Source organism: Rhizobium sp. LjRoot30, from assembly GCF_964253915.1.
Classification (GTDB): domain Bacteria; phylum Pseudomonadota; class Alphaproteobacteria; order Rhizobiales; family Rhizobiaceae; genus Metarhizobium.
In genome coordinates, this window is sequence record NZ_CAXUSG020000005.1 from 140,706 (window position 1) to 166,347 (window position 25,642).

Here is a 25,642-nt window from a genome sequence, read left to right on the forward strand (position 1 = left end):
AACGCGCAAGCCAGAACACAGCTCATTCCATGAGTAAAACCGGCCTCGTCATCATCCGGTTCCGCCGCCGCCGCAACGTTTCGCCATTAACTTGAAAACAGGTGAGTCCGTCAAGGGCTGGTTTTTAGCGGAAATTTAACCACAACATATTGTAGGTCGAGGCTGTGGAAAATGGGGAAAGCCAAAGACACCAGAGATTTCAAGCGCTTGCTGCGAGCGGTAGTTTTTCGGCGGGAAAAACTGGCTTTCGCCGCGACCTGAAGGGCGAAAAAACGACGATTGCCACGATTGGCGGATTGGCAAACGATCCGCAATGTGCCGTCAGCTTGCTATGGTGAGTCGCAATCTCAGAGGAAGTCGAGATCGATGCCGATGGCGATGGCGCCGATCGGCGTTCCAGCCTCGTCGACGATGGTCAGGCAGGCATGCGACTGCAGCAATTGCGTGGAGAGATCCTTCTCCGGGTCGCTGATGAAAAAGGCGCCCTTGCCGGCGCCGAAGGATTTTTGGAATTTCTGCTCGTCACCCTGCCAGTAGTCGCTGGTCACGGAACTTTGCGCGGCGTTGAGCCCGTAGGCATCCATCAGGATGATCTCGGTCACCGCTCCGCCGAGTTCTCCCTGCTTGTCGTGCAGCATGGACGATATCGGATCGGAAAGAAGCTTGTTGATAAGTTTGTAGTGACCGTCGGCAACCTCGGCACGCCATTCCTTGTCGAGCGTTTCGATATCGCCGGGGCGCAGGCCGGCATGTGCGGCGTTCTGCTGCTTGAGGACCGCGATGATCGCAGGATCGGACAACCAGGGCCGGATGTTGTTTTCGACGAATGCGCGGATCGGCGCCACGTGGCGGCCCTCGCTGCCGGCCAAAGCGCGGCTCCCGGTGGGCGAGGCGATCACCAGCAAAGACAGGAGAAAGGGCAGGAGTTTGCGCATCGATTGTCTCGCAGGAAGTGTCCGCCGGCTGTGATGCCCGCCGGCCGCATGGCGCGACGGCGGGCAGGAGGCTCAGCCGCGGCTGCCCTTGGCGATCGGTTCCTGGTACGTGAAGCCCATGTCCCAGGGGAAGTAGATCCACGTGTCCTGGCTGACTTCCGTAACGAAAGTATCGATGGTGGGCACACCTTTCGGCTTGGCGTAGACGCAGGCGAAATGTGCCTTAGGCAGCATGCCGCGAACTTCCACCGCCGTCTTGCCGGTGTCGGTCAGGTCGTCGACGACGAGGATGCCTTCGCCGCCATTGGCGGCAAGCTCGGGCGCGATCCCCTTCAGGAGGTTCATCTCACCCTGGTTGACGTAGTCATGGTAGGAGGCGATGCACACCGTCTCGATCAGGCGGATGTTGAGTTCGCGCGAAATGATCGCGGCCGGAACCAGGCCGCCGCGGGTGATACAGACGATGGCGCGGAACTCCTGGTCGAGACCGGCAAGACGCCAGGCAAGCGCCCGGGCATCGCGATGGAACTGATCCCAGGAAACGGGAAAGGCTTTTTCGGGAAGCGACATGGAAGTGACCTTAAGCTTCTGTAGGCAAGGGACAACGCCGACACTATCGGCGACTGTTGGAAAACGACAAAGGCAGCCACCGCAAACGGCAGGCTGCCCGGTTCTGACGGCAATGAGGGGCGGTCCAAGACTGCGCCCGGCATCGCCGAGGATCCAGCGTTTCTCTTACAGGTCGTCGCAATTAGCGACATTTGCCCGGCAAAAGCAAGGGCTTCGCATTTTTCCGGCGATGCCGTGTCAGCGCGACAGCAATGTTAGCGCCGTCATCGAATTCAACAGTGTGCGGGTGACGCCACCGAACAGCATTTCCCAAAGCCGCGAATGGGTATAGGCGCCCATCACGAGCAGGTCGATGCTGTCGTCGGAAAGGCGATTCTCGATGACCGCCGAGGCCGGCAGGCCGTTGGTTTCACCGGTCGCCACCGTCACCTTGCAGCCGTGCCGGGCAAGCGTGGCGGCAATTTCCACGCCGGCGAGGGCAGGCGACTGGACACTTGTCTCCTCCGGATCGACGGTGAAGATTTCCACCTCTTCGGCCTGCTTCAGGAACGGCAGGGCGTCGAAGGTGGCGCGGGTCGCTTCGCGCGAGCCGTTCCAGGCGATCAGCACTCGCCTGATCGGGCGCGGTTCGCGGAGAATATAGGGAATGAGCAGCACCGGCCGGCCGCTGTCGAACAGAAAACTTTCAAGGTCGCGCCAGCCGTCGGTCGGATGTTCGGGGTTGCCCTGGCCCGCAACGATCAGGTCGGCGGCACGTGCCGCGTCGATCACGGTCGAGCCGTTGTATCCCGCCGACGAGGACAGGCCGCGCCACTCTGCCGAAACCCCGGCCAGTGCCTGCCGCTCCTTGTAGATACGCCCGACTTCGGCCGTGTCGGCCTGCGCCATGTCCTGCAATGCCTGGATGGCGACGGGATCCGGAATTTCCATCGGCGCGACGATCGCGACGCTGGCAAGCGTTTCCGCATGCAGGCCGATCAGGTGCGCGTCGAAGGCGCGCGACAGCGAGATGGCGAAATCGGCCACCTGGGCGGTGTTCCTGGGGGAATCGAGAACGGCAAGAATTGTTTTATAGGTCATGGCAATCGTCTCCGTGGGAGGCGGAATATCCTGCGCCTCACCTCTATAATGTCGGCGTGTCGGCGCAGGTTCCTTGATCGCCGTCAAATGTGGCATGCCAGTTTGCCGCAGTCAGGCTTCCGCGGAGGTGTTTTGGGCAATCTTGGCGGCCCGGATCGTCTCCACCATGGCGAACACGGCTTCAACTGCCGGCGTGAGCACGTCCTCGCTGCGTGCCCGCACGACGATTTCCGTCGAAAAAGTCTTGCCGTCGTATTTCGGATAGGAACCGATGCTGGTTTCCGGATGCGCCTTCTGGATTTCGGCAAGCGGCGTGCCGATATCGCCTTCGCCGAACGGGCAGGGAATGGCCCGCGACAGCATGCGGGCGCCCGTATCGAGCGTTGGAACGACAGCGTCGAGCATCGCCTGGAAAACCTGCGGCACGCCGGCCATGACGTAAACGTTGCCGATGGTGAAGCCAGGCGCGGTGGAGACCGGATTGGCGATATGGGCAGCGCCTTCGGGCATGCGGGCCATGCGTTTGCGCGCTTCGGTGAATTCCATGCCGCGCTTGGCATACATGTCGCCGAGCAGCGTCATCGCGGCCGGGTCGTGCAGGCAGGGGACGCCGAAAGCGGCCGACACCGCGTCGGCGGTGATGTCGTCATGGGTCGGGCCGATGCCGCCGGAGGTGAATACGTAGGTGTAGCGGGTCCGCAGCGCATTCAGCGCCTCGACGATGGCGCCTTCCTCATCCGCAACGATACGCACTTCCTTCAGGTCGATGCCGGAAAGCGTCAGGATATCCGCGAGATGACCGATGTTCTTGTCCTTGGTGCGGCCGGAAAGGAGTTCGTCGCCGATGGCGAGCATGGCGGCGGTGACGATGGTCTGCGTGGTCATGGAAGTATCCGTGTTTCGATCTGGCGACACCGTAGCCCCGGCCGAAGGGAATGCAAGTCCTGCGGGCGCTTCTTTTCGGGCGTACGGATTCGCGGCTGCAAGCGAAATATCGGTCACGTCCATTGAACAGTGCGTTGTCTCGGTGAACACTGGCTTTGGCGGGCAGGGCTGCTACATCTGTTGCCAGGCAAAACAGCCACGAATTTTTCAATTTCAGGAGCAGGCAATGGCAAAAGTTCTCGTTCTCTATTATTCGGCCTATGGCCACATCGAAACCATGGCCAACGCGGTTGCCGAAGGCGCTCGCGCCGCAGGTGCCGACGTGACTGTCAAGCGCGTTCCGGAACTGGTACCGGAAGACGTCGCGAAGGCATCCTATTTCAAGATGGACCAGGCTGCCCCGATCGCCAAGCCGGCTGAGCTGGCCGAATACGACGCCATCATCGTCGGCGCCGGCACGCGTTTCGGCACGGTCGCTTCGCAGATGCGCAACTTCTGGGACCAGACGGGTGGCCTGTGGGCCGAAGGCAAGCTGGTCGGCAAAGTCGGCTCGGTCTTCACGTCTTCCGCCACCCAGCACGGCGGCCAGGAATCGACCATCCTCGGCTTTATCCCGACGTTCCTGCATCATGGCATGGTCGTTGCCGGCCTGCCTTATGCCTTCCAGGGCCAGATGGGCACGGAAGAAGTCAAGGGCGGCTCGCCCTACGGCGCCTCGACGATCACCAATGGCGACGGCTCGCGCCAGCCTTCGGCAATCGAACTGGAAGGCGCAAAGTTCCAGGGCGATCTCGTCGCCAAGCTTGCTGCCAAGATTGCCGGCTAAGCATTTTCGATTTTCGAACAGAAGGCGCGGGGAGACCCGCGCCTTTTTGTTTCATTTCGGGATTTTCCATCTGCTCCGGTGCCGGTGTTAACGCTTTTTTCGTGTTTTCCTGAATTTCGCAGCGCGATGTGCTTTCTTGCCGGCAAATCAGGGAGAAGTGGCATGCTCGAAATCATTCGTGATACCCGGCGCCTGGAAGAAGTAACCGAGTCATGGCGGGCGCTTGCGGCGTTCAATCCCGTGCCGATGCTCAGCCATGAATGGACGATCGCGGCGGCTGAGGCTTTTGCGTCCAGGGCAGAGCTTGCGGTTTTTGCCATTTGGGAAGGCGAGCAGCTTCGTGCAGCCGCGCCGCTCGGCCTGTTTCGCGAAGGATTTTCGCGGCGGCTGCATCTGATCCATTATCCTCTGCGGGAGCCCGGCGCGCTGCTCTTTCGCGACGAAAAGGCCTTGGCGGACCTCTCCGAGGCGATCGGCAAGGAAAACCATGCTCTCTCTCTGGCTCGATTGCATGCCGGCAGTCTTGAGGAAAGGGCGATGCGGGAAAACCGGCGGGGCAGCCTGACCCTCTTCGCGGATACCGGCAGCACCCATGCCGCCGTGCTTCCGTCCACCGAAAAGGCGCTGGAGGCCAGCATGTCGTCCAGCGCCCGCACGACGCTTCGACGGAAACTTCGGCGTGCCGAAAAATACGGGACGGTGCGTTTTGTGGTCGAACGGCCGGACGCGCAGCAATGCGCCGACATGGTCGAGGATCTGGTTCGCATCGAGGGTTCCGGGTGGAAAAGACGTAACGGCACGGCCCTTGTTTGCCTGCCGGAACAGCGCGCCTTTTTCGACGCTTACAGCAAGCGCGTCGCTGAAACCGGCGGGCTGCGTGTCTATCGCATGTTGATCGACGGCAGGACGGTGGCGATACGGATCGGCCTGGTCTCCGAAAGGCGGCTTTACGAATTGAAGATCGGTTTCGACGAGGCGTTTCGAGATTGTTCGCCGGGCCTGCTGTTGACGCACGAAACGTTGAAGGCGGCGATCGCGGAAGGGCTGGAACGGCACGAGTTTCTGGGCATGGCCGAAGATTGGCAGCGCCATTGGCCGCTGGAGGTGCGCAATCATGTCTCCGTTCGCCGCTATCCGCTGGCAACGACCGGAACGCTGATCCTCGGGCAGGACATCTATGACCGCGTGCGCGGCCGGCTCCTCTCCCTGGCGAGACGTTAGCCCCGAAAAGGGTACTTGACGGACGTCGCCCAGTCGTTGAAACAAGACGCGCGCGGACGTGGCGAAACTGGTAGACGCAAGAGACTTAAAATCTCTCGGCCTTGGCTGTACGGGTTCGACCCCCGTCGTCCGCACCAGCTGGATGCATCAGCTATCCCATCGGCTCCGGCATACCAAATCCCTCCGATCGATGATGTCGAGATGCGGCTTGCGTCTTCTAGCCTTCCTGTGCCTCCGGGAACTGCGCTGCTGCGGTCTGTGCTGCACAGTGGTGTTCAGGATGATGTGGATCATCCTTTTCACACAAGAGGAGACCGCAATGCGTAAATTTATGATCGTCCTGCTCGCCGCCGCAAGCGCCGGTACCATGTTCGTCACCACGGAAGCCAGTGCTGCCCGCGGAGACCGGGGTGGTGGCCGTGGCGAAGGCAACAAGAGCATGGAACGGATGAGTGCCACCTGGCCGAACGAGCGGGTTCGCTGGGTTCGCAGCGACGGCAAATGTTCTTTTGAACGGATCCGCGTTTTCGACGACCAGGGGAATTCTTATTCTCAACGCGTCAAGGTTTGCGATCGCGATCGCAACATCTAATGAGGCAAGCCTGCCGTCCTGCTTCGTGCCTTGTCGCCTGCCGGCGGCAAGGTCGATGGTGTTGAAAGGTGCCTCACCACCGTCATTCCATAGGGCAAAGCTGCTGGCCGCAAGTCCGCAGGATTTGTCAAATCGGTGTATGGTTCTGTCCGGTCGATCGAATTGCAAGGGACCTCGATATGAACGGCGAAACGGCATGGAGCCTTTATGAACACCGCCTGCGGCGGGTTTCAGCCTATATCCACGACCACCTCGACGAGGATCTGGATATGGATCGGCTTGCCGAAATCGCCTGCCTGTCGAGTTACCACTGGCATCGGATCTACCGGGCGATCTACGGCGAAACGCTGGCGGCCACCGTCAAGCGGCTTCGCCTGCATCGCGCCGCGGGCGACATCGTCCGCACCGGATGGCCGATATCGGAGATTGCGAAACGATCCGGCTATCCCAATCTCCAGTCTTTCAACCGGATCTTCAAGTCGGTCTACGGCATGCCTCCGGCACGCTACCGGAAAGAGGGAAGCCACGTTGTCTTTGAACCAGCAACTCGTGGAAAGGCTATCCTCATGTATGACGTCACCATCAAGACCATCGCCCCGAAAACCCTTGTCGGCGCAGCCCACACCGGCAGCTATATGGATATCGGCCGCGCTTTCGAAACCCTGGCCGGCACATTGCACATCCGCGGCCTGATGCCGCCGCAGATGACGTTGATCGGCGTCTATCTCGACGATCCCGGTCTCGTGCCGACCGAAAAACTGCGGTCCTACGCCTGCATCGAGGCGTCTGCGGATCTGCCGGCGGAAGCGCCGCTGGAGCGGCGGTCGCTGGACGGTGGCGAATACGCCGTGCTGCGCCACAAGGGTCCCTATGCCGACATGCAACTGGCCTATCGCTGGCTTTACGCCGAATGGCTGCCACAGTCAGGCCGCGCGCTGCGTGACGCCTTGATGTTCGAGCATTATCTCAACACGCCGCAGGATGTCGCGCCGACCGAACTGTTGACAGAGATCTACATGCCGCTGGCGGCATGAAACGACAGGGGCGCGCGGCCATGCCGCGCGCTTCCCATCGGTTTCAACCTGGTTGTTTCGGCATCTGCGCATCGTCGATGGCATTGGCGCGCTTGCAGGCTTCGCGACTGCTCACCCGTCCCCAGTAATCGAGGAAGGCCGGACGTTTTTCGATCGTGCCGAAACCGAGGCCCCAGCCGATATGCGAGCCGACATAGACGTCGGCGGCGCTGAAATGGTCGCCGGCGATGTAGGGGGAGGCCGAAACAGCAGCCTCAAGCGTTTCCATGACATCGCCCAAGCGTCCGCAACCTGCCATGCGCAGCTTGTCTTCGGGGATCTGGAAGCCGAGCGAATTGTTGACCACCGCCATCTCCAGCGGCCCGGCCGCGAAAAACATCCAGCGATAATAGCTGCCGCGCTTGTCGGTCGGCGGCGCAAGCCCCGCCTCCGGAAAGGCATCGGCCAGATAGGCGCAGATCGCCGCGCATTCGGTCACGACCGTATCGCCGTGCTTGATCGCCGGCACCTTGCCCATTGGATTGACCGCCTTGTAGTCCGCCGATTTCATCGTGCCGCCGAAAGACAGATATTCCGTCTTGTAGGGTACGCCGGTTTCCTCCAGCATCCAGCGGGCGATCCGGCCGCGCGACATTGGGTTGGTGTAGAATGTCAGGTTCGCAGTCAATGGCGCCTCCTTCTTGTTCCTTATTTGTTCGTATCGTGCACAGCCGTTGGCGGCAAGCGGGGCCATAGCGGATGTGGGGCGATATCGATCGGTATCAAGAGGCAGGCTCGTTGCGACGGACGTCATTGAAGCGGGCAGAAAAAGAAAACGGCGGGGAAAACCCCGCCGTTCGAATGTCTTGCCGGTTGGCCCAAAAACCTCAGGCAGCCATGGCCTTCTGCAGGTTCTCGTCGATCTTGTCGAGGAAGGCGGTGGTCGACAGCCACGGCTGGTCGGGACCGATCAACAGCGCCAGGTCCTTGGTCATGAAGCCGCTTTCGACGGTGGCGACGCAGACGGTTTCGAGCGTCGAGGCGAACTTTGCGAGGTCGGCATTGTCGTCCAGCTTGGCGCGGTGTGCGAGGCCGCGGGTCCAGGCGAAGATCGAGGCGATCGAGTTCGTCGAGGTTTCCTGGCCCTTCTGGTGCTGGCGGTAGTGACGGGTCACGGTGCCGTGCGCGGCTTCGGCTTCCACCGTCCTGCCATCGGGAGACAGAAGGACGGAGGTCATCAGGCCGAGCGAACCAAAGCCCTGCGCAACCGTGTCGGACTGCACGTCACCGTCGTAGTTCTTGCATGCCCAGACGTAGCCGCCGGACCACTTCAGCGCCGAGGCAACCATGTCGTCGATCAGGCGGTGTTCGTAGGTGATGCCGAGTTCGTCGAACTTCGCCTTGAATTCGGTCTGGTAGACTTCCTCGAAGATATCCTTGAAGCGGCCGTCATAGGCCTTGAGGATGGTGTTCTTGGTCGACAGGTAGACCGGCCACTTGCGCATCAGGCCATACATCATCGAGGCGCGGGCGAATTCGCGGATCGATTCGTCGAGGTTATACATCGCCATGGCAACGCCGGCGCCGGGGGCGTCGAAAACGTCCTTCTCGATCACCTGACCGTCTTCACCGACGAACTTGATCGACAGCTTGCCCTTGCCCGGGAACTTGAAGTCGGTTGCCTTGTACTGGTCGCCAAAAGCGTGACGGCCGACAACGATCGGCTTGGTCCAGCCGGGAACGAGGCGCGGCACGTTCTTGCAGATGATCGGCTCGCGGAAGATGACGCCGCCGAGGATGTTGCGGATCGTGCCGTTCGGGCTCTTCCACATCTGCTTGAGGTTGAATTCCTTGACGCGGTCTTCGTCCGGCGTGATCGTCGCGCACTTGATGCCGACGCCATGCTTCTTGATGGCGTGGGCGGCGTCGATGGTCACCTGGTCGTTGGTGGCATCGCGGTTTTCGACCGAAAGGTCGTAATATTCGATGTCGAGATCGAGATAGGGCAGGATCAGCTTGTCCTTGATCAACTGCCAGATAATGCGGGTCATCTCGTCGCCGTCGAGATCGACGACCGGATTTGCTACCTTGATCTTCTGCATGAATAGCCTCTTGAGTGCTGGTGGGACAGGGGTCCCGGGAGGGTGAAGTCAAATCTCGTGCGCTATAGCACTGTCGCCCCGGAACGCAAAGCCGGCAACCGCCGCGGACCCGCTTTTTTGCAGCGGGACGCCACAGAGGCGTCATGCTCTTTCGAGATTGTCAAACCCCGGCGAGTCGCTACTCTCCGGCCCGACTCACTCTTCGGTAAAACAAGGATTTGCCGTCATGCGCATCGTCACCCTCGCTTCTTTCCTGTGCCTTTCTTCCTGCCTGACAGCGGGCGTTGCGCTCGCCGGCGATCCTGTCGTCCCGGTGCGCGAGGTGATGGATGCGACCACCGTCAACTGGCAGGAGGGCGATCACGAATATCAGGATCTGTTCGACGAGCCGCGCCTCGGACGCCTCTACAGCAAGGATTTCGTCGCCAAATACCGGGCCGCCGCCAAGTTTCCGGCCTATGACGAAGGCACGTCGCCATTCGATTACGATGTCATTGTCAACGGCCAGGATGGTTGCCCGCTGCAGGACACGGCCATTGCCGTCAAGGGACCGAAAGACGGGGCGACGGAAGTGGACGCAACCTTCAAGAACATGAGCTGCGCCGGCACCGAGCCGGAATACCAGAAGCTTTCGACGGTAAAATTCCTGGTCGTCGAGGAAGGCGGCAAGCCGGTCATAGACGATATCCTGACGGAAAACTTCGACGACGGGAATTTTTCGTCGTTGAAGGGCATCATGGTGGAGATTGCCAAGCAGGGAGGCTGAGATCGCCGGACTGACGGAGAGCGGAAAGCAGCCGTCCCGCCGTGCCGGGCTGCATGTTCGCGACTGGCTGCTTGCCAACGATCCGGCCTTTTCGCGCCTGCGGCTGGGGCTGCGCGTCACGCTGACCATTGTCATCAGCACGCTGATCCTGGCAGCGGTGCATGTTTTTGCCATGCCGCTGCCGCCGGCCGCCTATTCCATCGGCATCGTGCTGTCGATCCAGGGCGGGTTAACGGTGCGGGATATTTCCGCTGCCGACCAGTTGAAGACGCGGGCGATCGGTTGTCTTTTCGCGGTGGCGGCCATTGCCCTGGCAGCGGTGCTGGAGCCGTGGCGTATCGTTTCGGATGTGGCGTTTCTCGTCATTATCTTCGCCGCATCGCTGCTGCGGGCGTTCGGGACGCGTTGGGCGGCTGTCGGCATGTTTGCCTTCATGTCCTATTTCATCGGCGCCTACCTGCATCCGGCGATGGCGGATATTCCCTACGTGGCGCTCGGCGCCCTGACGGCCGCGGCGACAGCGCATGTGGTGCGTATCCATCTCCTGCCGGATGACTGGCGACGCGATTTCCTGCGCGCCATGGTGAGCGTGCTCGGCCGGGTCGATCATATCGTCTCGGCCCTGCTTGCCATTGCCGAAAAGGGCGAATGGACGGCGGAGGATCGGGCCGAACTGAACCGGCTGGAAGAGCGCCTGAAGGAGGCGGTGCTGATGGCCGATGGGCTGGTGCCGGTCAGCCGCACCGAGGCGCTGCCGGACGAGGACGATCCGGCGGCCGACATCGGCCTGCGGCTCTTCGACCTGCATCTTGCCGCCGAAAGCGCCATTGTGCTGAGCCGGCAGGGGTTGCCACGCCCGCTTCTGCTGCAGGCCCTGCTGAGCCGTGACGAACAGGCGGTCGAGCGGGAAGCTGCGGTCGAGGAGAAGGATGAGCGGCTTGCCGAAACGGTGCGTGCGCTTCTCTGGCTGCAGGCGGCGAGGGCGGCGGCGGTCTCGACGACAGCGAAAATTGAGGCAAGCGACTTTCACGGGCTTGCACAGCCGAAGACGGTGCCCGCGTCACCAGCTGCGAGACCGGAATGGTCGCTCGGCAATCCCGCCGTACGCACGGCGCTGCAGATCACCCTTGCTTCGGGGATCGCCATGATCTTCGGATTGATGCTGTCGCGTGATCGCTGGTTCTGGGCGGTGCTTTCGGCCTTTCTCGTCTTCACCAACACCAATTCACGTGGCGATACGGCGATCAAGGCGGCGCAACGCTCCGGCGGCACGCTGCTCGGCATAAGCTGCGGCATGGTGCTCGCCACGCTGCTCTCCGGTTTTCCGGGGGCTGCCATCCTCGTCGCCATTCTCTGCGTCTTCCTGGCGTTCTACTGGCTGCAGGTCTCGTATACGGCGATGACGTTTTTCGTCTCGATCGTCATCTGCCTCGTTTACGGTCTGACGGGCGCGCTGACCTTGGATTTGCTGCGGTTGCGCCTGGAGGAAACGCTGATCGGCACGCTGGCCGGCGCCGGTGTCGCCTTCCTGGTGTTTCCGACCCGCACGCAGTCGGCGCTCGACACAGCGCTGAACAAATGGTTCGACACGCTGCGCCAGCTGCTTGCCGCCGGCACCACGGGTGCCACCGGGGCCGAACTGATCGGCCTGTCGAAAAAGCTCGATGCCGCCTATCGCGACGTGGCGACGGCCGCACGGCCGCTCGGTGTTTCCTGGCAGATCGTCACCCGGCCGGGCCATATCCGCCAGACGCTGGCGATCCTGATGGCCTCGACCTACTGGGCTCGCGTCTTCGCCAGCCGTTTTGCCTTTGCCGGCGAGGAAGAGCGCGTAGCAGTTCAGCCGGCGATCGCGGCAACACGTGTTTGCCTGGAACGTGTTGCCACCAAAGGAACGGCAAGCTTCTTCATCAAACGCAAGGCGCCGCCGGCGGCCGGACGACACCTGCCGCTGTCACATCAGGGATCGAGGCTTGGTATCGAGATGCTCGGCGCCTCTCTGGATCGGTTGCATCCGGAGAGGTAAGGCTTGCCGAGCGCCGCAGAGGGCGATATTGCGGCATATCCACGTGATCTCAAGGAATTTTTGGCCAATGGCAGGCACCAACAGCGAACGCGAACTTCTGACCGGCGGACCGGCAATCGTTCTCGTCGAACCGCAACTCGGCGAAAATATCGGCATGGTGGCACGCGCCATGGCGAATTTCGGCCTGTCGGAATTGCGCCTCGTCAATCCGCGCGATGGCTGGCCGAGCGAGAAGGCGCGTTCCGCCGCCTCGAAGGCCGACCATGTGATCGACGGCGTGACGGTGTTCCAGACGTTGGAAGCGGCGATCGCCGACCTGAATTTCGTCTATGCCACGACGGCGCGCGAGCGCTACGGCTTCAAGCCGGTGCGCGCACCCGTCGTTGCTGTCACCACGCTGCGTGAACGTCATGTAACCGGCGAAAAGACCGGAATCCTGTTCGGCCGCGAACGCTGGGGCTTGACCAACGAGGAGGTGGCGCTGGCCGACGAAATCGTCACTTTTCCGGTCAATCCGGCCTTCGCCTCGCTGAACATCGCCCAGGCGGTGCTGCTGATGTCCTACGAATGGATGAAGTCCGGCATGGAAGATCTCGGCGAAACGCCGTTCCAGCCGGTCGAGCAGCGCCCGGCGACCAAGGAAGAGCTGTTCGGCCTTTTCGATCATGTCGAAGAGGCGCTGGATGCGCGCGGCTATTTCCGTCCCGCCGCCAAAAAGCCGAAAATGATCGACAACTTGCGGGCTGCTCTCTCCCGGCGGGCCTTCTCCGCCCAGGAAATCAACATTTTTCGCGGCGTGATCTCTTCGCTCGACCGGTTTTCGCGGCAATCGCCGCGCGGAGCGGGAGCGCCGCAGGCAGGGGACAAGGATGGTGACGACGGCCACGAAGACGCTTGAGCTGAAACCTGTCCTCGTTTTCGATTCCGGGATTGGCGGCCTGACGGTTCTGCGCGAAGCCCGTGTGCTGATGCCGGAGCGCAGTTTTGTCTATGTCGCTGACGATGCCGGTTTTCCTTATGGCGGCTGGGAGGAAGATGCGTTGCGCGCGCATATCCTCGCTCTATTTGCCCGGCTATTGAAAGAGCACGATCCGGAAATCTGCATCATCGCCTGCAACACCGCCTTCACGCTGGTCGGTTCCGACCTGCGCGCCGCCTTTCCGGACATGACCTTCGTCGGCACGGTGCCGGCGATCAAGCCAGCCGCCGAGCGAACCCGTTCCGGCCTGGTCTCGGTGCTTGCCACGCCGGGCACGGTCAAGCGTGCCTATACCCGCGACCTCATCCAGTCCTTCGCCACCCAATGCCATGTGCGCCTTGTCGGCTCGCAGAATCTCGCACGCATGGCGGAAGCCTATATCCGCGGAGAGGCGGTCGCCGACGCCGATGTGCTCTCCGAAATCGAACCGTGCTTTCTGAAAAGCGATGGCAGGAAAACCGATATCGTCGTGCTTGCCTGCACGCATTATCCGTTCATGGCCAATGTCTTTCGCCGCCTCGCGCCCTGGCCCGTGGACTGGCTGGACCCCGCCGAGGCCATCGCCCGGCAGGCGCGCCGCAAGGTGCCGCTGATCGAGAACGCCGAACATCCCGATGGTTTCGATCTCGCGGTCTTCACCTCGGGAAATCCCGATTTCTCCACGCGCCGGCTGATGCAAGGTTTTGGATTGCGGGTCTGACCCTGCCAACAGCATGAAAGCGAGACGGCCCCTCAAGCCATTTGAGGAGCCGTTTGGCAAGCGGGTAAGGTGGCCGCTGCTTACCGAAGGAACTCGTCGATGCGGCGCAGCGTGACGCGGCGGTTGCGCCATTCCTCGCGTTCGGTCCGCACCAGCAGGTACTCCTCGCCGTAGCCGACGGTTTCCAGCGCGCGTTCGGGAATGCCGAATTCTTCGACCAGCGCCCATTTCAGCGATTCGGCCCGGTCCTCAGACAGAATCTGGTTGGAGCCGGCAGAGCCGACAGCATCGGTATGACCCTCGATCAGGAAACGGGCGCCGCGCCGGCGGCGAGTGATGCGCTGCAATGCGTTGGCGATGACCCGCACCTTGCGAAATTCCGAGCGAGGGATCTGCGACGAGCCGAACTCGAAATTGATCGACTGGATATCGATCGACGGTGCGCGGTCACGCAGTTCGCGATGGCGCTTGAATTCGCGGATGGTCACGCGCTCTTCCGGCCGCACGCGGCGGCTGGGGGCTGCATCGAGGCGGCGGATGATGGCGTCTTCGGACGGCGTTTCCTGGGCAAAGGCCATGCCGGGCGTAACGGCGAGGGCGGCAAGCCCGGTCAGGAAGAAGCGGCGGTTCATGGTGTCGGTCCCTCTCTATCTGCTGAGGGCTGTACTCTCGCATCTCGAAGCTGAAGAGCCGATGAACCGGATGTTCATACCCCGGCCATCAAGGTAAACCGCCGTTTACATTTGCCGCGCGAAGGCAAGCAGTTCCGCATCGCTGAGCGGCAGGATGCTGCCGCTGCTGGTGGATACCGGCGAGAAGCCGAACATCTGGTAAAGCTGCAGGGCACGCGGGTGATCGAGATTGTTGGTGGTCGTCACCACCTTGTTCGGGCTGGCCTGCCAGGCGGAATACAGTGCCTGCAACAGGAACCATTTGCCGATGCCAAGCCCGAGCGCATGTTCCATCAGGCCGAAATGAATCAACTCGACGGTGTTTTCATCGCTGTTGAGCAATTCGAAAAAGCCAGCCGGTGCGCCATTGACGTAGAGCACGGTGATGCTGTTGGCCTGGGAGTGGATCGTTGCCGCCAGTTCCTCGTCGTTCATCCGCAGCCGGTCGACCCAATGCCAGCGCGCGCCCACTTGGCGGTAGAGGTAGCGATAGAAGGCGAGCGGAATCTCCGGCGCGCGCATGATGGCTGTCTGGATATTGACCGGCACCGGCAGGCTTGCCTTCGGCGGTGCCGTCATTTCCAGGCGGGTGATGTGTACGGGGAGCGCTATTGGCTTCTTGGCCGCCATGTCATTCCTTACCCGTTACCACGGCAGTATCCTCCCGGCTGCCCCATTCGGACCACGAGCCGTCATACAGCTTGTTGTCGGTATGATCCAGCGATTCCAGCGCCAGCGTGATGATCGCGGCGGTGATGCCGGAACCGCAAGTCGTCACGACCGGATTTGACAGGTCGATACCGGCTTCCTTGATGATCTGGCGCAATTCAGGCAGCGATTTGAAACGCCCCTTGTCGGAAAAGACGCCCGAAGGAAGGTTTTTGGCGCCCGGCATGTGGCCGGAGCGCATGCCGGCGCGGGGTTCCGGTTCGCTGCCGGCAAAGCGGCCGGCGCTACGGGCATCGGCCACCTGCATGGAGCCTTCGGCGACGATCTCCTCCATGGCCTCGAAGGAGACGACGCGGTCGGCGTCGAAATTCACCGCGAAGGTCACCGGCTCAGGGCTGGGCACATCCGTCTCCAGCGGCCGGCCTTCCGCCTTCCAGCCGTCAAGGCCGCCATCGAGCACGTAGACATTCTTTGCGCCCATGATGCGGAACAGCCACCAGACGCGCGGCGAAGCGAAGATGCCCGGACCATCGTAAATGACGATACGATCGGTTTCGCGAATGCCGAGCCTGCCGACTTCGGCGGCAAATTCCCGCGCCGAGGGCACGGTGTGCGGCAAGGGCACCGAGTGATCAGCGATCTTGTCCTGGTCGAAGCGGATGGCGCCTGGAATGTGGCCGGCGGCATACTCTGCATCGGCATTGCGGTTCTGCGCCGGCAGGTAGAAGGAGGCGTCGAGGACACGCAGGTCCGGGCTGCCGAGTTCCGCCTGCAGCCAGTCGGCCGAAACGACGAAACGGCTCTTGGTCTCGCTCATGGAATTCTCCTCGTCTATCAGGCGTTGTCGCCGGGCGTTCCGAAACGGATGCGGAACCGGCGGTTCTCCTTGCCCTTTTTCTCGATCTTCGAGATGTAGATCGCTCCGACCTCCTGGGTTTCGGAGACATGCGTGCCACCGCAGGGCTGGCTGTCGATGGCGGAATTTTCGCCGATGCAGACGAGGCTGACACGGCCGAGCCCGACCGGCGGGCGAACGTTCTTCGACTTGACGATGCCCGGATTGGCGGCCAGTTCCTCGTCGGTGATCCATTGCAGATAGACGGGGTGGTTCTGGCTGACCAGTTCCATCATTTTTGCTGTCACTGCATCCTTGTCGGCCAATTCGCCCATGTCGATGTCGACGCGGCTTTCATCTTCTCCCACGGCAGCGCCGGTGATCGGGTAGGGGCAAACGACGGAGAGCAGGTGGCAGGCGGTGTGCATGCGCATCAGCTTGTAGCGGCGCGGCCAGTCGATATGCAGCACCAGCTTTTCGCCGACGAGCGGTGCCGCTTCGCCTTCGAGCGGCACGTGGATGATGATGTCTTTCGTTGCGCCGGTCTTTGTCTGGCCAAGCGCTATCTTCGAGCCGTCGGCCCGTTCGAGAAATCCCGTATCGCCCGGCTGGCCGCCCGAGGTGGCATAGAAGCAGGTCTGATCCAGCTCTATCCCGCCATCTTCATGGACGGCCGTTACCACCGCTTCGCAGGTCGACAGGTAAAAATCATCTCGAAACAGGGCATTGACGGGCATGGGATCACTTATGCGGATTCGTAAGGGACGGAAATATCCGGCGTCCTCGCCATCCAGGCCGGAATTGGCAGGCCCTTGGAGGTCAGGAAATCGGGGTTGAAAAGCTTTGACTGGTATCGATTGCCATAGTCGCAGAGGATGGTGACGATCGTGTGGCCCGGTCCGAGGTCGCGGGCAAGCCGGATGGCGCCGGCGATGTTGATGCCGGTCGAGCCGCCGAGGCAGAGGCCTTCCTTCTCGGTGAGGTCGAAGATCAGCGGCAGCGCTTCCGCATCGGGAATGTTGTAGGAAAAGTCGGGCGTAAAACCGTCGAGATTGGCGGTGATGCGGCCCTGGCCGATGCCTTCGGTGATCGACGAGCCTTCGCTCTTCAACGCGCCGTTCTTGTAGAATTCGTAAAGGGCCGCACCGTCCGGATCGGCAATCGCGATCTTCACCTTGTCGGAAAATGCGCGAAGGCCGGCCGCGACGCCGGCAAGCGTGCCGCCGGAACCGACGGCGCAGACGAAACCATCGACCTTGCCGTCGGTATCCTTCCAGATTTCCGGCGCCGTGGTTTCGACATGCGCCTGGCGATTGGCAACGTTATCGAACTGGTTGGCCCAGATGGCACCGTTCGGCTCCGTCTTTGCCAGCTGTTCGGCAAGCCGGCCGGACACTTTTACGTAATTGTTGGGGTTCTTGTAGGGCACGGCCGGCACTTCGACCAGCTCGGCGCCGAGCAGGCGCAACGCGTCCTTCTTTTCCTGGCTCTGGGTTTCCGGGATGACGATGACGGTGCGATACCCGAGCGCCTTGGCGACGAGCGTCAGGCCGATGCCGGTGTTGCCGGCGGTGCCCTCGACGATAACGCCGCCGGGCTTCAAGAGGCCCTTCTTTTCGGCATCGCGGATGATGAAGAGGGCGGCACGATCCTTCACCGACTGGCCGGGATTGAGGAATTCGGCCTTGCCGAGAATGGTGCAGCCGGTGGCTTCGGAGGCTCCCTTGAGGCGGATCAGCGGCGTGTTGCCGATTGCTTCCAGTACGGAGGGATGAAACGCCATGGAGTCGTGCCTTTTCGTTTGACAATAAGAATAGGTGCCGTCTTTTCGGTTCACAAGGACGGTATGGCAAGAAAATCTGTTTCGCTGAGTGGCGACCCACGGCAAAATTTGTCTTGAGCAGACGAATCCGGCTTCCATGTGCCGGTGACGCTCGCGTGATCGGCCTGCAGGAGGCGCGTTTTGATCGTTTGTTCCTGCCGAGCGGCGGGTGTTCAGGGGGCGCGGAGGGCTCGTCAATGCGGCCCGTGCCGGATGGCGTTCTTGCGGCTTTCTATGAAGTGCCGCATTTCTTTGTCGGCTTCCTTTTCGGAAAGGCTTGGCCGGGTATCTTCCATCGAGGTGCGCAGGCGGCGGCCGATACTGTCGGCCTCCCGCATTTCCTTCATGCGCCGGCGCTGCCACAGCCGCACCGCGTCCTCGAGCGCTTCCTCCGTCGTGGCAAATTCGCCGCTCTCCACACAGGCGTGCAGGGCTTGCCACGTTTCCGGCGTGACACTCACATGTCTTTCGGGCGTTTTCGGCATCGCAACCATCCTTCGCTGTTTGGTCAATGACGACAAAACCTGCTCCGGAGGGTCCGGAGCGGATTATGCTTTGGTAAACACCACCTGCCGCACATCAATGTTGCGGGCGCGGAATCCGGCTTCGCAATAGTAGAAATAGAACTCCCAGAGTCGACGGAAACGCTCGTCGAAGCCAAGCGGTTTCAGCCGGTCCCAGACAGACCAGAATCGCTCGCGCCATTCCCCGAGGGTTCGGGCATAATCGAGGCCGAAGCCGAAGTCCTTGGTCAGCGCCAGATCCGCCTTGCGACCGAGTTCGGCCAGGTGGTCCGGAGTGGGCAGCATGCCGCCCGGAAAGACGTAGCGCTGGATGAAATCGGGATTGTCGCGATATTCCTTGTAGGATTCCGGCTTGATGGTGATGATCTGCAGCCCCGCCTTGCCGCCGGGCTTCAGGCATTGCTTGAGTTTGTCGAAGTAGGTCGGCCAGTATTTTTCGCCAACGGCTTCGAACATCTCGATAGAGACGATTCGGTCGTAGAGGCCGGTCTCGTCGCGATAATCCTGGAATTTCAGGTCGACCTTTTCCGACAGGCCGGCTCTTGCAATGCGCTCCTGCGCATATTTCAGCTGTTCGCGGCTGATAGTCAGCCCAGTCACCTTGCAGCCGATCTCGGAGGCGGCGAATTCGGCAAAACCGCCCCAGCCGCAGCCGATTTCCAGCACGTGATCGCCGGAGCGAATGCCGGCGGCTTCCGCAAGAGCGCGATATTTCGCCGTCTGTGCCGAGCGCAGGTCGTTGGCGCCTGTCGAATAGATCGCCGAGGAATAGGTCATCGTCGGATCGAGCCATTCCTTGTAGAAATCGTTGCCGAGGTCGTAATGGGCGGAAATGTTGCGCTTCGAGCCGGTCTTCGTATTGGCGTTGCGCCAGTGGCGGAAACGCTCGACCAGCCGCAACAGGCCGCGGGCGCCATTGGGAATGTTCGAACCGACCTTGTCGTTGACCAGGAACAGTTCCATGAACGCACCGGCATCCGGGCTGTCCCAGTCGCCGTCCATATAGCTTTCGGCAACGCCGATGGTGCCGCCGGTGAGCGCCCGTTGCGGCAGGTTCCAGTTGTTGAGGCGAATGGCGGCGGCGGGGCCTTGCTTCTTGCCCTTGACCAGCAGGCTGCGACCGTCCGGCAGGTTCAGGGCAAGCGAGCCGTATTCGAGATGGGCCAGCCCGCGCAGGATGATCTGCGCCTTCGCCGGCAAGCCCCAGAGGGCGCGCGAGATATTTTCGGCCGAAAGGTGTTCGGCATTCCGGAAAAGCATGTCCCAGACGGGTGTGTTCTTCATCGAACGGTCTCCAGCAATCATCGCCTGTGCATGACCGGGCTGCGATGGTGCAATGCCTTGGTGCCGTCACCTCCCGGACATAATTTCGCCAACTTAACCTCGGTTTGCCGCATCGACAAACGAAGAATCGCATCCGGCTTGCTGTTTTCGCCGTGAGGGAAGGCGAGAAACCTCGGTGCCCCTTTATCCACAGGCCTCAAAGCGTCCGATGAAGGCCGGCGACAGAGTTGAAGGAGCGCAAAGCTCCACCTTCCGAAAACCTTGCGGCAAGCAGCGGGTTTTCAACATCGGTTTCCGGAAGGTGCCATCGGATCTCCTCCCCGAATGGCGTCACACTGAGATGATAGCGCAGGTTCCTGTCGATGAAAGGCAAGGCGTGGAAATTTTTTTCCTGACGGTATCCGGCCTGATCGAAAGGGCAAGCGTCGGGGCGGACGCCGTCAGGATTTTTCCTTGAGTGCGCCGTAGGCGGCAAGCGCGACTGTGCGCGCCTTGCCATGGTCGACGATCGGTCGGGGGTAGGTTTCCCCAAGCGTGATGCCGGCTTTTTCCAGTGCCTTTGCCGGGGATTCAGAGGGCCGATGGATGTATTTGTTGTCCAACCCGGCGATCTCCGGCACGAATTGCCGGACATAATTGCCCTCGGGATCGAATTTTTCGCCCTGCAGCGTCGGGTTGAAGATGCGGAAGAAGGGCGAGGCATCGGCGCCGGTACCGGCGACCCATTGCCAGTTGGCGCCGTTGGAGGCCGGATCGGCATCGACCAGCGTCTCGCGGAACCAGCGCTCGCCTTCGCGCCAGTCGATCATCAGGTCCTTGACGAGGAAGGAGGCGGTGATCATCCGCACGCGATTGTGCATGAAACCGTGGCGCCAGAGCTGCCGCATGCCGGCATCGACGATCGGATAGCCGGTGTTGCCCTCGGTCCAGCGGCGGAAGGTTTTTTCATTGGAATGCCAGCGCAGGTCGTCGAAGCGGTTGTTCCAGTTCTTGTCGGCAAGCTCGGGGAAGTGGAACAGCAGATGGTAGCAGAATTCACGCCAGGCAAGCTCCTTGCGAAACCGCACCAGATCGCCGCTGGAGACCTTCAGTCCGCGCGTGGCGTGCCAGATGCGATAGGGCGATATTTCACCCAGTGCGAGATGGGGCGAGAGGAGCGACGTCGCCGGTTTGGCCGGGAAATCCCGGCCGGTTTCATAGCCATCGAGCCCGTCTTCCAGGAAGGTTTCGAGTTTTTCGAGGGCTGCGGCTTCGCCGGGCGTCCAGACTTCAGAAAAGGCCGATGCCCAGTCGGGCTTGCGCGGCAACAGGCCGAGGCTTTCCAGTTTTTCGGAGGGTGGCCAGGTGGAAGGTGCTGCGAGGTTGGCCGGCGCCTCCACCGGCTCGCGTGGTTCTCCGCTGCGCTCCAGCGTTTTCCAGAATGGCGTGTAGACGCGGTAAGGCCCGCCGCTTCCCGTCAGCAGTCGGGCAGGATCGTGCAACAATTGGCCGGCGTGGCTTTCCGTCTCGATGCCGTCGTCGGCAAGCGCTGCCGAGACAGCCTTGTCGATGGTCGCGCCGGGCGGATCGTAGCGGCGGTTGCAAACGAGCTTTCGGGCACCCGTCTGCCGGCAAAGGTCCTGTAGTTGCGGCAACGCTTCGCCCTGGCGGATGACCAGACGGCTGCCCAGCGCCTGCAACCTGTCGCCGAGCGCCGCCAGGGAATGATGCAGCCACCAGTCCTGCGCCGCTCCCAGCGATCCTGACCGCCTGTCGTTGGGATCCAGTATGTAGACCGGAACGATCGGGCGGCCGGAACGCGCCGCGGCGATTAGGGCAAGATTGTCATCGAGCCTGAGATCCTTGCGGAACCACAGGAGGGCGGCGGAAGGAGCCTGCGCGGACACTGAAAGACCTCGATTGTTATTGGAAGGCGCTCCGGTCAGCGAAGCACGCGCAGGGGCATCGGAGAAATCTCATCACCGGACGCGGCGATCGGCCGTTTCTGATCGGCGCGGCAAGGGGCTGGAACAGCTGCCTGACCTGGATAGGATCAGCGAAAAATCGCCAGGCGTCGGGCATTGGCGAGCAGTTCTGCCCGCGTCGCAAAGCCGCCGAACAAGGCGACCAGGCGCTCCTCTTCATCTTTTTCGAGACGATGGCGCTTGGAGAAATCCCTGACGCTCAAAACTTCCTGCAGGCCGGACTTTTGCACCTGCTCCGCTTCCACATGCTTCATGAAAAGCCCCATAAAAACAAGTATTCACCCGGAATGTCCAAAGGTAACGCCGGCTTGGTAAAATTGTTCCAAACAAATTAAACAACGTGGATGAGTTTTATTGATTTTTTTAAATCGGTCACAACATGACGCCTGCCGGCCAAACGGCCAGCAGGCGATTCCGAAGTGTCAGGCCGCTTCCGGCGCTCTGCCCTTGGCGCGCATCAGAATGTCGAGATCGACACTGGATGGACCGAATTTTGCAAAGAGCGTTTGCGCTTCTTCCGCGGCCAATCCGTATTTTTCCATGAATTGTTCGATCGTATAGGCGGCCCCGCGAATCTGCTTCGGAGTCATCTCTGCTTCCTTTCATTTTTATTCAAAGGATAGCTGAGATCTAGGGCATCTGCGCCGGAGGGAAAGGTGGGCGGTAAACAAGCCGGGGCAGGCATGCTTCGCCCGCCCACCAGCCCCACCGGCAACCTCAGCTGAAAAAGCCCGCAATGAAATAGAAACCGGCCGAAATCAATGCTGCGGCAGGCAGGGTGACAACCCAGGCGATGACGATGTTGCTGGCAAGACCCCAGCGCACGGCGGTGACGCGGCGGGCAGCACCGACGCCGATGATCGCGCCTGTGATGGTGTGGGTGGTCGAGACCGGGATGCCGAGCCAGGTGGCGCCGAAGAGCGTCAGCGCCCCGCCGGTTTCGGCGCAAAAACCCTGCATCGGGTTGAGCCGCGTGATCTTCGAGCCCATCGTGTGGACGATACGCCAGCCGCCGAACAGCGTGCCGAGCGCCATGGCCGACTGGCAGGTGATGACCACCCAGAAAGGCACGTAAAAACTCTCGCCAAGATAGCCTTGCGAAAACAGGAGCACGGCGATGATGCCCATGGTCTTCTGCGCGTCGTTGCCCCCGTGTCCGAGCGAATAAAGCGAGGCGGAAACGAACTGCATGACGCGGAAGGTCTTATCGACCGCAAACGGCGTCTGCCGTACGAAGATCCACGACACGGCAAGAACCAGCACCAGTGCCAGGAAGAAACCGATTGCCGGCGACATGAAGATCGCCGCGCCGGTTTTCAGAAGGCCGCCCCAGACGATCGACGAAAAGCCCACCTTGGCAAGTCCGGCACCGACCAGCCCGCCGATCAGCGCATGCGACGAACTGGAGGGAATGCCGAAGATCCAGGTGATGATGTTCCAGAGGATGGCGCCCATCAGCGCGGCAAAAATCACCTGCGGCGAAACGATGTTGGGATCGATGATGCCGGTACCGAGCGTTTCGGCCACATGCAGGCCGAAGAACATGAAAGCGATGAAATTGAAGAAGGCCGCCCAGGCGACGGCATATTGCGGCCGAAGCACGCGGGTGGAAACGATGGTGGCGATGGAATTCGCCGCATCGTGCAGGCCGTTGAGGAAATCGAAGAACAGCGCGATGCCGATCAGGCCCGCGAGCAGCGGAAAGGCAAGGGAGGCTTCCATCAGACGTTCTCGATCACGATGCCGCTGATCTCGTTGGCGACGTCCTCGAAGCGGTCGACGACCTTTTCCAGCTCGGCGTAGATTTCGCTGCCGATCATGTAGGCCATGGCGTTGCCGGCCACCCCGTGGCGCTGGAAGAGATCACGCAGCCCCTGGTCGTAGAGCTCGTCGGAGCGGCCCTCGACGCGGGTCACTTCTTCGGCGATGCTTGAAAGCCGCTGGGCATTGGTACCGACCTTGTTGAGCAACGGGATGGCCTCGGCGACGAGATGCGCTGCCTCGACGACGGCCTTGCCCATCTCCTGCATGCCGGGATCGAAGCTGGTCTGCTGATAGAGGCGGATGGTCTTTACCGTCTTGTGCATCATGTCGATGGCGTCGTCCATCGATTGGATCAGATCCTTGATGTCGCCGCGGTCGAACGGTGTGATGAAGCTGCGGCGCACGGCGAGCAACACCTCGCGGGTGATGTCGTCGGCTTCGTTTTCCAGAGCAACGATGCGTTTGCAGTTGCCTTCGATGTCGTTGCCGGAGAGCAGGGCGTTCAACGCCTCGGCAGCGCCGACCACGGTCCGTGAATGCTGCTCGAACATGTCGAAGAAGCGATCTTCGCGCGGCAGCAGTTTCCGGAACAGTGAGAGCATATGGGACTTCCTTGATGTCGCTGACAGTGTCATAAAACTGTCATAAAAGACAAACGCAGCGAAAGGAACCGCTGTAACCTCAAAAGGTTCTCCTGAGTCGCGCGAAGAGCGCGATCTCCACAGCCCAACGATCTTCGAGGAGCGTGCCATGACATCGGCGATCGTCATGATCAATCTGTTCGGAGCGGTCGCCCTGCTTCTGTTCGGCTTGCGCCAGGTGAAGGACGGCGTGACGCAGGCTTTTGGCCTGCGCCTGAGGACCGGTTTGGCGCGGGGCACCAACGGCAGTTTCCGTTCGTTCGTTTCCGGCCTGCTGGCGACGCTTGCCTTGCAGAGTTCGACGGCAACGGCGCTGATCGCCTCCTCCTTCGTCGAGCGGCGGCTGATCGAGCCGCGCATGGCGCAGGTGGTGCTGCTCGGCGCCAATGTCGGCACGGCAATCACCGCCTGGATCGTGGCAACGGGAATCGAGTGGCTGTCGCCGCTGCTGATCATCACTGGTTTCATTCTTTTCCGCAGCGGCTCACCCTCCCGGCAAGGCGTCGGCAACGCGTTGATCGGCATCGGCCTGATGTTGCTTTCCCTGCATCTGCTCGGCATGGCGACCGAACCCATGCGCGAATCGGCCGCGCTTGTCGCCTTCATCCGCCTGCTGGAAGATGCATGGCCTGTCGCCCTGCTGCTATCGGCCGGCATTGCCTGCGCCTCTTCGTCGAGCCTGGCGATGGTGGTGCTGATCCTGTCGATCGCGGCAACCGGCGTGCTGTCACCGGGGCTCGTCATTGCACTGGTGCTGGGCGCCAATCTGGGCGGCGCCGTTTCGCCGGTGCTGGCGACGCTCTCGAGCGCCCCGGCCGTGCGCCGGCTGATGGTCGGCAACCTGTTCGTCCGGGCGCTCGGCTGCGCGCTCGTGCTGCCTTTCGCCGCTTATGAGGGCCGGTTGCTGGCGTCGCTGCCGCTGTCGGTGTCCCACCTGCCGGTCGATGCGCACCTGATCTTCAACATCGTGCTGGCCGTTGTCGCCTTGCCGTTCTCGCGCCTGCTCTCCGTCGGCATGTTGCGGCTGATTCCCGACAAGGACGCCGAACCGGATGGGCCGCGCTTCCTCGACAAGGAGGAACTTGCGACGCCCGTCGTCGCCCTGACCAGCGCGACACGCGAAGTCCTAGGCGTCGGCGACCTGATCGAACGCATGCTCACCAATGCCGCCGATGCGTTCCAGAAAAACGATCTTGCGCGCCTCAAGGACATTCCGACGCTGGAAAAACAGGTGGACCGGCTGCAGCAGGAGGTGAAAATCTATCTCTCCAGCCTTGGGCGCCGCAGCCTGGAAGAGGAGCACAGCCGCCGCTCCATCGTCATCATCGATTATGCCATCAACCTCGAGCATATCGGTGACATCATCGAAAAGGGCTTGTCGGAAGAGGTGAGCAAGAAGATCAGCAAGGGTCTGCGCTTTTCCGAAGACGGTTTCGAGGAACTGCTCGGTCTCTTCAACCTGACGATCGAGAACCTGCGCATTGCGCAGACCATTTTCGTCACCCGCGATTTCACCTTGGCGAAGCGGCTGATGGAGGTGAAGGTGGAGGTCCGCCGGCTGGAAAAGATTTCATCCGAACGCCACCTGCAGCGCCTGCGGGACGACAAGCCGGAAAGTTTTCAGACCAGCTCGCTGCATCTGGATATCCTGCGCGACCTGAAGCGTATCAACGCCCACATCGTCTCCGTCGCCCATCCGATCCTCGACGAAAGCGGCCTGCTGATCGAAAGCCGCCTGCAATCGCGGGCTTCGTAATCCCCGAGCCGGGTTGA

General features: G+C 61.4%; 28 protein-coding genes and 1 tRNA gene. 11 read left to right on the top strand and 18 right to left on the bottom strand.

The window, feature by feature from the left end; all coding sequences use genetic code 11:
- Window positions 1–347: 347 nt before the first annotated feature.
- The 4 genes from ACSQ3I_RS12480 to ACSQ3I_RS12495 form a co-directional block, all read right to left on the bottom strand.
- Entirely contained in the window at window positions 348–935 is a 588-nt protein-coding gene (locus ACSQ3I_RS12480) for a hypothetical protein (protein ID WP_435999281.1), read from the bottom strand.
- Window positions 936–1,007: 72 nt separating this feature from the next.
- Window positions 1,008–1,505, bottom strand: coding sequence for a xanthine phosphoribosyltransferase (gpt, locus tag ACSQ3I_RS12485; RefSeq protein WP_435999283.1), 498 nt, complete (start codon window positions 1,503–1,505; stop codon window positions 1,008–1,010).
- 237 nt (window positions 1,506–1,742) lie between these two features.
- Complete coding sequence (locus tag ACSQ3I_RS12490; RefSeq protein ID WP_435999285.1) at window positions 1,743–2,585, bottom strand: universal stress protein; 843 nt, start codon at window positions 2,583–2,585, stop codon at window positions 1,743–1,745.
- A 111-nt stretch (window positions 2,586–2,696) separates the two neighbouring features.
- Window positions 2,697–3,470 carry a competence/damage-inducible protein A gene (locus ACSQ3I_RS12495; RefSeq protein ID WP_435999287.1) on the bottom strand — a complete coding sequence of 258 codons (774 nt, stop codon included), beginning with the start codon at window positions 3,468–3,470 and terminating at the stop codon, window positions 2,697–2,699.
- Between the two features lie 226 nt (window positions 3,471–3,696).
- Between ACSQ3I_RS12495 and wrbA the strand changes: the two genes are divergently transcribed.
- From wrbA to ACSQ3I_RS12520, 5 genes are all read left to right on the top strand, one after another.
- Window positions 3,697–4,296 carry an NAD(P)H:quinone oxidoreductase type IV gene (wrbA, locus tag ACSQ3I_RS12500; protein WP_435999289.1) on the top strand — a complete coding sequence of 200 codons (600 nt, stop codon included), beginning with the start codon at window positions 3,697–3,699 and terminating at the stop codon, window positions 4,294–4,296.
- A gap of 162 nt (window positions 4,297–4,458) precedes the next feature.
- Window positions 4,459–5,517 (top strand): GNAT family N-acetyltransferase, encoded by a 1,059-nt coding sequence (locus ACSQ3I_RS12505; RefSeq protein WP_435999291.1) that lies wholly within the window; start codon window positions 4,459–4,461, stop codon window positions 5,515–5,517.
- A gap of 52 nt (window positions 5,518–5,569) precedes the next feature.
- Window positions 5,570–5,654 (top strand) — tRNA-Leu (locus tag ACSQ3I_RS12510).
- 182 nt (window positions 5,655–5,836) lie between these two features.
- Entirely contained in the window at window positions 5,837–6,109 is a 273-nt protein-coding gene (locus ACSQ3I_RS12515; RefSeq protein ID WP_435999293.1) for a hypothetical protein, read from the top strand.
- Between the two features lie 179 nt (window positions 6,110–6,288).
- On the top strand, window positions 6,289–7,143 hold the full coding sequence (locus tag ACSQ3I_RS12520) for an AraC family transcriptional regulator (RefSeq protein ID WP_435999295.1): 855 nt from the start codon (window positions 6,289–6,291) through the stop codon (window positions 7,141–7,143).
- Window positions 7,144–7,186: 43 nt separating this feature from the next.
- On the opposite strand, the gene ACSQ3I_RS12525 is transcribed toward ACSQ3I_RS12520, so the two are convergent.
- Window positions 7,187–7,810, bottom strand: coding sequence for a glutathione S-transferase family protein (locus ACSQ3I_RS12525; protein ID WP_435999297.1), 624 nt, complete (start codon window positions 7,808–7,810; stop codon window positions 7,187–7,189).
- A 199-nt stretch (window positions 7,811–8,009) separates the two neighbouring features.
- The gene (locus ACSQ3I_RS12530) at window positions 8,010–9,224 is read right to left on the bottom strand and encodes an NADP-dependent isocitrate dehydrogenase (RefSeq protein WP_435999299.1); all 1,215 of its coding nucleotides are present in this window, start codon (window positions 9,222–9,224) and stop codon (window positions 8,010–8,012) included.
- A 226-nt stretch (window positions 9,225–9,450) separates the two neighbouring features.
- Here ACSQ3I_RS12530 and ACSQ3I_RS12535 point away from each other — a divergent pair, with 226 nt between their 5' ends.
- From ACSQ3I_RS12535 to murI, 4 genes are all read left to right on the top strand, one after another.
- Window positions 9,451–9,990 (top strand): hypothetical protein, encoded by a 540-nt coding sequence (locus ACSQ3I_RS12535; RefSeq protein WP_435999301.1) that lies wholly within the window; start codon window positions 9,451–9,453, stop codon window positions 9,988–9,990.
- A gap of 10 nt (window positions 9,991–10,000) precedes the next feature.
- On the top strand, window positions 10,001–12,016 hold the full coding sequence (locus ACSQ3I_RS12540) for an FUSC family protein (protein ID WP_435999663.1): 2,016 nt from the start codon (window positions 10,001–10,003) through the stop codon (window positions 12,014–12,016).
- A gap of 67 nt (window positions 12,017–12,083) precedes the next feature.
- Window positions 12,084–12,914 (top strand): RNA methyltransferase, encoded by an 831-nt coding sequence (locus ACSQ3I_RS12545; protein WP_435999303.1) that lies wholly within the window; start codon window positions 12,084–12,086, stop codon window positions 12,912–12,914.
- A complete protein-coding gene (gene murI / locus ACSQ3I_RS12550) occupies window positions 12,886–13,695 on the top strand; it encodes a glutamate racemase (protein WP_435999304.1) in 810 nt (269 codons plus the stop codon). Before ACSQ3I_RS12545 ends, murI begins: the two co-directional genes overlap by 29 nt.
- An 80-nt stretch (window positions 13,696–13,775) precedes the next feature.
- On the opposite strand, the gene ACSQ3I_RS12555 is transcribed toward murI, so the two are convergent.
- The 7 genes from ACSQ3I_RS12555 to ACSQ3I_RS12585 all read right to left on the bottom strand — a co-directional run bounded on the left by ACSQ3I_RS12555 (window position 13,776) and on the right by ACSQ3I_RS12585 (window position 19,500).
- Window positions 13,776–14,327: an OmpA family protein gene (locus ACSQ3I_RS12555; RefSeq protein ID WP_435999306.1), complete on the bottom strand. Its 552-nt coding sequence runs from the start codon at window positions 14,325–14,327 to the stop codon at window positions 13,776–13,778.
- Window positions 14,328–14,432: 105 nt separating this feature from the next.
- Complete coding sequence (locus tag ACSQ3I_RS12560; RefSeq protein ID WP_435999308.1) at window positions 14,433–14,996, bottom strand: GNAT family N-acetyltransferase; 564 nt, start codon at window positions 14,994–14,996, stop codon at window positions 14,433–14,435.
- A gap of 1 nt (window position 14,997) precedes the next feature.
- Window positions 14,998–15,852: a 3-mercaptopyruvate sulfurtransferase gene (gene sseA, locus ACSQ3I_RS12565; protein ID WP_435999310.1), complete on the bottom strand. Its 855-nt coding sequence runs from the start codon at window positions 15,850–15,852 to the stop codon at window positions 14,998–15,000.
- A gap of 17 nt (window positions 15,853–15,869) precedes the next feature.
- A complete protein-coding gene (locus ACSQ3I_RS12570; RefSeq protein ID WP_435999312.1) occupies window positions 15,870–16,607 on the bottom strand; it encodes an alanyl-tRNA editing protein in 738 nt (245 codons plus the stop codon).
- 8 nt (window positions 16,608–16,615) lie between these two features.
- Window positions 16,616–17,653, bottom strand: a complete 1,038-nt coding sequence (locus ACSQ3I_RS12575) for a cysteine synthase A (protein WP_435999314.1) — start codon at window positions 17,651–17,653, stop codon at window positions 16,616–16,618.
- Between the two features lie 233 nt (window positions 17,654–17,886).
- Window positions 17,887–18,177, bottom strand: coding sequence for a type II toxin-antitoxin system ParD family antitoxin (locus tag ACSQ3I_RS12580; protein WP_435999315.1), 291 nt, complete (start codon window positions 18,175–18,177; stop codon window positions 17,887–17,889).
- Between the two features lie 63 nt (window positions 18,178–18,240).
- On the bottom strand, window positions 18,241–19,500 hold the full coding sequence (locus tag ACSQ3I_RS12585; RefSeq protein WP_435999317.1) for a class I SAM-dependent methyltransferase: 1,260 nt from the start codon (window positions 19,498–19,500) through the stop codon (window positions 18,241–18,243).
- Window positions 19,501–19,708: 208 nt separating this feature from the next.
- Here ACSQ3I_RS12585 and ACSQ3I_RS12590 point away from each other — a divergent pair, with 208 nt between their 5' ends.
- Entirely contained in the window at window positions 19,709–19,957 is a 249-nt protein-coding gene (locus ACSQ3I_RS12590; protein ID WP_435999319.1) for a hypothetical protein, read from the top strand.
- Here the strand turns inward: ACSQ3I_RS12590 and ACSQ3I_RS12595 are convergent.
- The 5 genes from ACSQ3I_RS12595 to ACSQ3I_RS12615 form a co-directional block, all read right to left on the bottom strand.
- Window positions 19,941–21,386 carry a cryptochrome/photolyase family protein gene (locus ACSQ3I_RS12595; protein ID WP_435999321.1) on the bottom strand — a complete coding sequence of 482 codons (1,446 nt, stop codon included), beginning with the start codon at window positions 21,384–21,386 and terminating at the stop codon, window positions 19,941–19,943. The genes ACSQ3I_RS12590 and ACSQ3I_RS12595 overlap by 17 nt on opposite strands.
- Window positions 21,387–21,532: 146 nt before the next feature.
- Window positions 21,533–21,718, bottom strand: a complete 186-nt coding sequence (locus ACSQ3I_RS12600; protein WP_435999323.1) for a hypothetical protein — start codon at window positions 21,716–21,718, stop codon at window positions 21,533–21,535.
- Window positions 21,719–21,886: 168 nt separating this feature from the next.
- Window positions 21,887–22,054, bottom strand: a complete 168-nt coding sequence (locus ACSQ3I_RS12605) for a hypothetical protein (RefSeq protein ID WP_435999325.1) — start codon at window positions 22,052–22,054, stop codon at window positions 21,887–21,889.
- Window positions 22,055–22,181: 127 nt separating this feature from the next.
- Entirely contained in the window at window positions 22,182–23,186 is a 1,005-nt protein-coding gene (locus tag ACSQ3I_RS12610; protein ID WP_435999327.1) for an anion permease, read from the bottom strand.
- Entirely contained in the window at window positions 23,186–23,830 is a 645-nt protein-coding gene (locus ACSQ3I_RS12615) for a DUF47 domain-containing protein (RefSeq protein ID WP_435999329.1), read from the bottom strand. Before ACSQ3I_RS12615 ends, ACSQ3I_RS12610 begins: the two co-directional genes overlap by 1 nt.
- Window positions 23,831–23,978: 148 nt before the next feature.
- Between ACSQ3I_RS12615 and ACSQ3I_RS12620 the strand changes: the two genes are divergently transcribed.
- Window positions 23,979–25,625 (top strand): Na/Pi cotransporter family protein, encoded by a 1,647-nt coding sequence (locus ACSQ3I_RS12620; RefSeq protein WP_435999331.1) that lies wholly within the window; start codon window positions 23,979–23,981, stop codon window positions 25,623–25,625.
- The last annotated feature ends 17 nt before the right edge of the window (window positions 25,626–25,642 follow it).